This window comes from Streptomyces pathocidini, from assembly GCF_001418495.1.
Taxonomy (GTDB): Bacteria; Actinomycetota; Actinomycetes; order Streptomycetales; family Streptomycetaceae; genus Streptomyces; species Streptomyces pathocidini.
In genome coordinates this window covers 1-5,513 of sequence record NZ_LIQY01000127.1, presented here as the reverse complement: position 1 = coordinate 5,513, position 5,513 = coordinate 1, and the positions used below count along the sequence as shown (strand labels likewise).

The window sequence follows — 5,513 nt, the reverse complement described above, 5'->3', positions numbered from 1 at the left end:
GCCGGGCGGTGGACTGCCGGGCGCATCGCCGGGCGGTGGACTGCCGGAGGCACCGCCGGGCGGTGGGCCCCCAGGCGTTGGGCCGTCGGCCGCGCGGATCCCGAGCCATGGACCACGGGCCGCGCGGATCCCGAGCGCGTGGGCACCGGCGGTCTGCCATCCAGCGGCCCGGCTGACGACCACGGGCGCCCCGGCACCGGCGGTCTGCTGTCCGGCGGCTCGGCTGACGACCGCATGTTCTCCGGGCTCGCCAGGCTCACCGGACTCACCTGGTCTTCCAGACTCATCCGGTTTTCCGGGCTCGCCGGACTCTCCGGCCGTCGCCGCGAGTTGCCGATGCGCGTGGCGACAGGTACGGCGGTGGCCGAGACCCGAGGGCTCCACGTTCGCCTCGGCGGGCGCGAAACCCTCACGGGTGTGGAGGTGGTCGCCCGGGCGGGCGAGGTGCTGGCGCTGGTAGGCCCGAACGGTGCGGGGAAGTCGACCTTGTTGGCCGCCCTGTCCGGCGACCTTCCGGCGGCGCGCGGGGAGGTACGGGTCGCGGGCCGCCCGGTGGCGCACTGGTCGGCCCGCGAACTGGCCCTGCACAGGGCGGTGTTGCCGCAGTCGACAACGCTGGCCTTCCCGTTCCCCGTGGAGGAGGTCGTACGGATGGGGCGCGCCCCCTGGGCGGGCACGGCCCTGGAGGACCAGGACGACGAAGCGGTGGCGGAGGCGTTGGCGGCCACCGAGACAGCGGAGTTCGCCGCCCGCCCCTTCTCTTCTCTGTCCGGCGGCGAACGAGCCCGCGTGGCCCTGGCCCGCGTCCTGGCGCAACGGGCCCCGCTTCTGCTTCTCGACGAGCCGACGGCCGCGCTCGACCTGCGCCACCAGGAGCTGGTGCTGGACATCTGCCGCAAGCGCGCGGCAGCGGGCGACGCGGTCGTCATCGTCCTCCACGACCTGGCCTTGGCCGCCGCCCACGCCGACCGCGTAGCCATCGTGGACACCGGCCGAATTGCCGCCGAGGGCCCACCGTCGAGGGTCTTCACGGCCTCCTTGCTGAGTCGGATCTACCGCCAGCCGGTGGAGGTCCTACCGCATCCGCGAACGGGAGTGCCGCTGGTACTGCCGAAGCGGTCGGGGTAAGGGGACGCCGAATGCGCAGCGGGGTCCACACCCAACCGGGCTGACGAGAACGCCCCTCCGGGGTGGGCCCCATGAAGAAGAGCGTTGGCAGCGAGTTCCCACCACGCACGCGTCAGCTCACCTTGGGCATCTCCCCCTTCGTCGTCCGGAGGTCGATCACCGCGAAGGCCGTGCCCTGCGGGTCGGAGACGGCTGCGAAGCGGCCGAACGGGCTGTCGTGCGGCCCGAAGTGGACCTGGCCGCCGTGCCGGGTGACGGTAGCGATCGCGTCGTCGCAGTTCTCGACGGCGAAGTACACTGACGTACGGCGGCATTTCGGGCGGGAAGTCCGGGGTCATCTTCAGCCGGCCGGCCACCGTGTCGCCGCCGAGGTTGTAGAGCTTGAAGTCGATGGCGTCGTCCTCCAGCGTCCGCACCTCGTAGCCGAAGACGGCCGGGAAGAAGGCGTCGGCCTTCCCCGCGTCGCGCGTGGTGATCTCGGCCCAGGCGTACGAGCCGGGCTCGCCCTCCTTGCCGAAGCCCTCGTGGGTGCCCGCCTGCCAGATGCCGAAGACGACACCGCCGGGGTCCTTGGCGAGGAGCATCGTGCCGTAGTCGCCCACGGGCATCACGTCGGTGAGCAGCTCCCCGCCCTGCTCGCGGATCTTGTCCGCGGTGGCCCCGGCGTCCGCCGAGGCGAAGTACAGCGTCCAGGCCTGCGGTCCGCTCCAGCCGGGCATCTGGGGGCCGACTCCGGCGACGTTCGCGCCGCCCGCGTACGCCTGCGTGTAGCCGAACTCCGCGTCGGGCTCGCCGAAGGTCCAGCCCAGCAGCTCGCCGTAGAAGGTCTTCGCGGCCTCCAGGTCGGGGAACATGGCGTCGACCCAACAGGGCGCGCCTTCAGGTTTCACGGCCATGCCTGACTGCCTCCTGAGTTAGGGAAATGTCCGGCCTGCCACGCTATTCGCTGATCGCGCTCCACGCCGTGCGGAAAATCGAACGTATGGTCAATTTTTTGGGGCGCGGCGCCGTCGGCGCGTTGCTTGCGGCGGCGCGAGGTGCTTGATGGACTCGGCGCCGCGAGCGGCACGACCTCGAAGACGACCTCGGAACGGATACGGGAGACGGAGCAATGGGACCTCTGGACAGCGCGCGCGTCGCCACGCGGCTCCCCACCCAGGACCTGGACCGGGCCCGGCGCTTCTACGCCGAGAAGCTCGGCCTGGAGCCGGTGGACGAGCGGCCCGGCGGGCTGCTGTACCGCTGCGGCGGAACGGACTTCGCGCTCTTCGCGTCGACGGGAGCCTCCCCGGGCACCTTCACGCAGATGGCCTTCGAGGTCGCGGACATCGAGGCGGCCACGTCCGAACTCCGGCGCCGGGGCGTGGTCTTCGAGGAAGTCGACGTCGCGGGGCTCCGGACCGTGGACGGCATCGCCGAGGTCGAGGGCAACTACCCGAGCAAGGGCTCGACGGGCGAGCGCGGAGCCTGGTTCCGCGACAGTGAGGGCAACATGCTGGGCATCGGCCAGCCGGTCAACATGGTGCCTGACGCCTGACAGCCAACCGGGCGCCGGGCGCCTGACGGTCAGCCGGCTGCCGGGCGCCTGCCCGTCACCTCCCGCTCCAGGACCCGCCGTCGTATCTCGGCCGGGTAGTTGTGCTCGAAGGAGCAGCGCCGCGGCCGGTCCGGGCCGGGGGCGGGGAGCAGGCAGTTGTGGGCGAGCTTGGGGCCCTCGGCCGCCATCCGCTCGGCCGCCGTGTAGCAGACCATCAGGGGCAGCAGCGGCATCGCGTCGAACACGAGCAGGCCGTCGCGCGGGTGGCCGCGGGTCGCGAACGCCCAGACCACTTCGCCGAGATCGGTCGCGTCGACGTCGTCGTCCACGACGATGATCCGCGCCATCCAGGCGCCGAAGCGGGTGGCGAGGACGAGTTCGGCGATCCGGCGGGTGAGTTCCCGCGGGTCGGAGCCGTACCGCTGCCTCCAGTCCGCCCGGACGGTGACCACGCACCAGTGCCCGGCCGTCTCCAGCGGCACCCAGGCCATCTCGACCGGAAGGTCCGCCGCGCGCAGGACGCGCAGGCACTCGGCCGCCGCGGTCAGCGCGGACACGGTGTGGTCCTCGTCCACGGGCTGTCCGGCCACCACGACGGGGAGGATGGGGTCGTTCCGGTGGGTGATGGCCGTCACCCGGTAGACCGGCTGGGGCCTCGGGGCGCCGCTGAGATAGCCCGCGTACTCCCCCATCGGCCCTTCGGGAGCGGTCTCCTCGTGGGACAGGTGGCCCTCGACGACGATCTCGGCGGTGGCGGGCACGGACAGCGGCACGGTCTCGCACCGGACGACGTCGACCGGCTCGCCGAACAGGCCGCCCAGGACGTCGGCTTCGTCCACTCCGGCCGGGAACGGCATCCCCGAGACGATGGGCACGCCGGGCTCGCAGCCCTGGGCGAGGGCGAAGGGCATCGGCTGCCCGCGCTCCGCCCACTGGCGGTGGATCATGCCGAGGTGCTGGGTGGGCACGACGGCGCCCGTCATCCGGCGGCGGTCGAGCACCATGGCGCGGGCGACGGCCCAGTTGGTCCAGGACCCGTCGGGTGTCGCCGCGACGACGGTGCCCCAGGTGTTGAAGTACCGGCCGCCGTCGCCGTCGTGGAGCAGCGGTGCCGGGAACCGTCCCAGGTCGACGGCGTCGTCGAGCAGGACGTTCTCCTTGCACGGGGCGTCGGCGCGGGCCACCTCGCGCGGAGGGATACGAGGCCGGTCGTGGGCCGCGGACAGGACGCCCATGATGTCCCGGGGCGTCGACCCCGGCGGCAGGCCGAGCGAGAGCGCCAGCCGGGCGAAGGGCTGGTCCGCGCGGCTGCTGAGCGCGGCCGGGGCGCCCAGCACCCGGAATCCGGGCGCGGCGCCCCGGACCCGCTCGAACAGCGGGGCCGGGGCTCTCGTCTCGTAGGCGCGCCTGACCGTCGCGCCGAGTTCGAGCTCGGGGTCGACCTCGTGCCGGAGGATCCGCAGGTCGCCGAGGTCGTCCAGGGCGTCCAGGTACGCACGCAGGCTGGGGATGCGCTTCATCCCGTCCTCCCCTGTGGGTTCGGGCGCGCACCCGCCAGGTCGCGCAGGACCTGCCCCACGGTGAGCGGGGCCGGGTGGTAGGGGTCCAGGCAGTGGTGGGTGGCGGCGTCCGGGTCGCATTGCCGGAGCAGCGGGGTGAGCATGGGTTTGAGCCCGTGGTCCACGTAGGTTTCCGCACCCCCGGCGCGGAGTTCGCGCACGGCACCCAGGAAGTGGACCGGGTGGGCCACGGCGTGGGCCATCTCGCCGAGCAGATCGTCGCTGTCGCGGCAGAACCGCCCGGTCACGGCGGAGAACACCGGGGTACGGAGGGGGTGTTGGCGGATCGAGCGCGAGGCAGCGCGCAGGGGTTCCACGGCTCCGGCGAGTGCGGGCCCGTGGAAGGCGTACGGGGTGGGCAGCCGGATGGCCGTGCCGCCGCGAGCCCGCGCCAGTTCCTCGACCCGCGCGAGCGAGCCGTCCGGGCCGCAGACGACCGTACGCCGGGGGCAGTTGTAGCAGGCCACGGCCAGCAGGGGGTCGGCCACCCGGGCCAGGAGTGCCCGGGCCTCCGCCGCTCCGACGTCCAGGGTCGTCATGCCCGTGCCCTTGGGTGCGTGGCGGCGCAGGACCTCCTCCCGGGCGACGAGCAGCCGTACGCCGTCGTCCACGGTGAAGGCTCCCGCGCAGATGAGGGCCGACTGGTGGCCGAAGCTGTGCCCCAACAGGGCCTGCGGTACGGCACCTTGGGCGCTCAGGACCTCGTGAAGCGCCACCGTGAGGACGAACCGGAACACCTCGCCGCGGAACCCCGGGGGCACGGCACCGTTCTCCGGTTCGCCCTCCGGTTCGCGGGCGATGTCCGACAGCGGCTTCAGGCCGCAGCCGACCGCGGCCGCGTCGGCCCGTTCCCAGGCCCGCGCTCCGCCGACCACCGGCCACAGGTCGGGGGGCAGCCGTCTGTCGTGCCCGCCCAGGCCCGGGCAGAGGGCGATGTACGGCCGGTGGGCCATGGCGGACTCCCCTCAACTGTCGCTTGCCGTCAGAAGGCTTCGGCCCGGAGGGCCATCGCGGAGGCGTCGGCCGCCGCCACCGTGGCCCGGTCGGCGGCCAGGCGCGGCAGGACTTCCCTGGTGAAGAAGCGGGCGACCGCTCGCTTCCCGTCGTAGAAGTGCCGGTCCGCGGCGGTCCGCGCGGTGGGGGCCGCCCTCGCCGCGAGCTCCGCCTGCCGGCACAGCAGCCAGGCGATCAGCAGATCGCCGAGGGCCAGCAGCGCCCGCCGGGAGTGCAGTCCGGCTTCGTACAGGGCCGGAGGGTACGGGACCGTGGAGTACGGGGCCGGGGAATGG

General features: G+C 73.4%; 5 protein-coding genes and 1 pseudogene. 2 read left to right on the top strand and 4 right to left on the bottom strand.

All coding sequences use genetic code 11. From position 1 onward, the window contains the following. Window positions 1-336 precede the first annotated feature (336 nt). Window positions 337-1,128 carry a heme ABC transporter ATP-binding protein gene (locus tag AOK16_RS07940; protein ID WP_055471526.1) on the top strand — a complete coding sequence of 264 codons (792 nt, stop codon included), beginning with the start codon at window positions 337-339 and terminating at the stop codon, window positions 1,126-1,128. Between the two features lie 112 nt (window positions 1,129-1,240). On the opposite strand, the pseudogene AOK16_RS07935 reads toward AOK16_RS07940, so the two are convergent. Then, window positions 1,241-2,024: pseudogene (locus AOK16_RS07935) on the bottom strand (VOC family protein). Window positions 2,025-2,239: 215 nt separating this feature from the next. On the opposite strand from AOK16_RS07935, the gene AOK16_RS07930 reads away from it, so the two are divergent. Next, window positions 2,240-2,665, top strand: a complete 426-nt coding sequence (locus tag AOK16_RS07930; RefSeq protein ID WP_055471525.1) for a VOC family protein — start codon at window positions 2,240-2,242, stop codon at window positions 2,663-2,665. A 29-nt stretch (window positions 2,666-2,694) separates the two neighbouring features. On the opposite strand, the gene AOK16_RS07925 is transcribed toward AOK16_RS07930, so the two are convergent. The 3 genes from AOK16_RS07925 to AOK16_RS07915 all read right to left on the bottom strand — a co-directional run. Further along, the gene (locus AOK16_RS07925) at window positions 2,695-4,185 is read right to left on the bottom strand and encodes a UbiD family decarboxylase (RefSeq protein WP_055471524.1); all 1,491 of its coding nucleotides are present in this window, start codon (window positions 4,183-4,185) and stop codon (window positions 2,695-2,697) included. Continuing rightward, window positions 4,182-5,177, bottom strand: a complete 996-nt coding sequence (locus AOK16_RS27625; protein WP_055471523.1) for an ACP S-malonyltransferase — start codon at window positions 5,175-5,177, stop codon at window positions 4,182-4,184. The genes AOK16_RS07925 and AOK16_RS27625 overlap by 4 nt, the downstream gene beginning before the upstream one ends. Before the next feature lie 29 nt (window positions 5,178-5,206). Continuing rightward, on the bottom strand, window positions 5,207-5,513 hold a 307-nt coding region (locus AOK16_RS07915; RefSeq protein ID WP_169790873.1), incomplete at its 5' end, for an acyl-CoA dehydrogenase C-terminal domain-containing protein.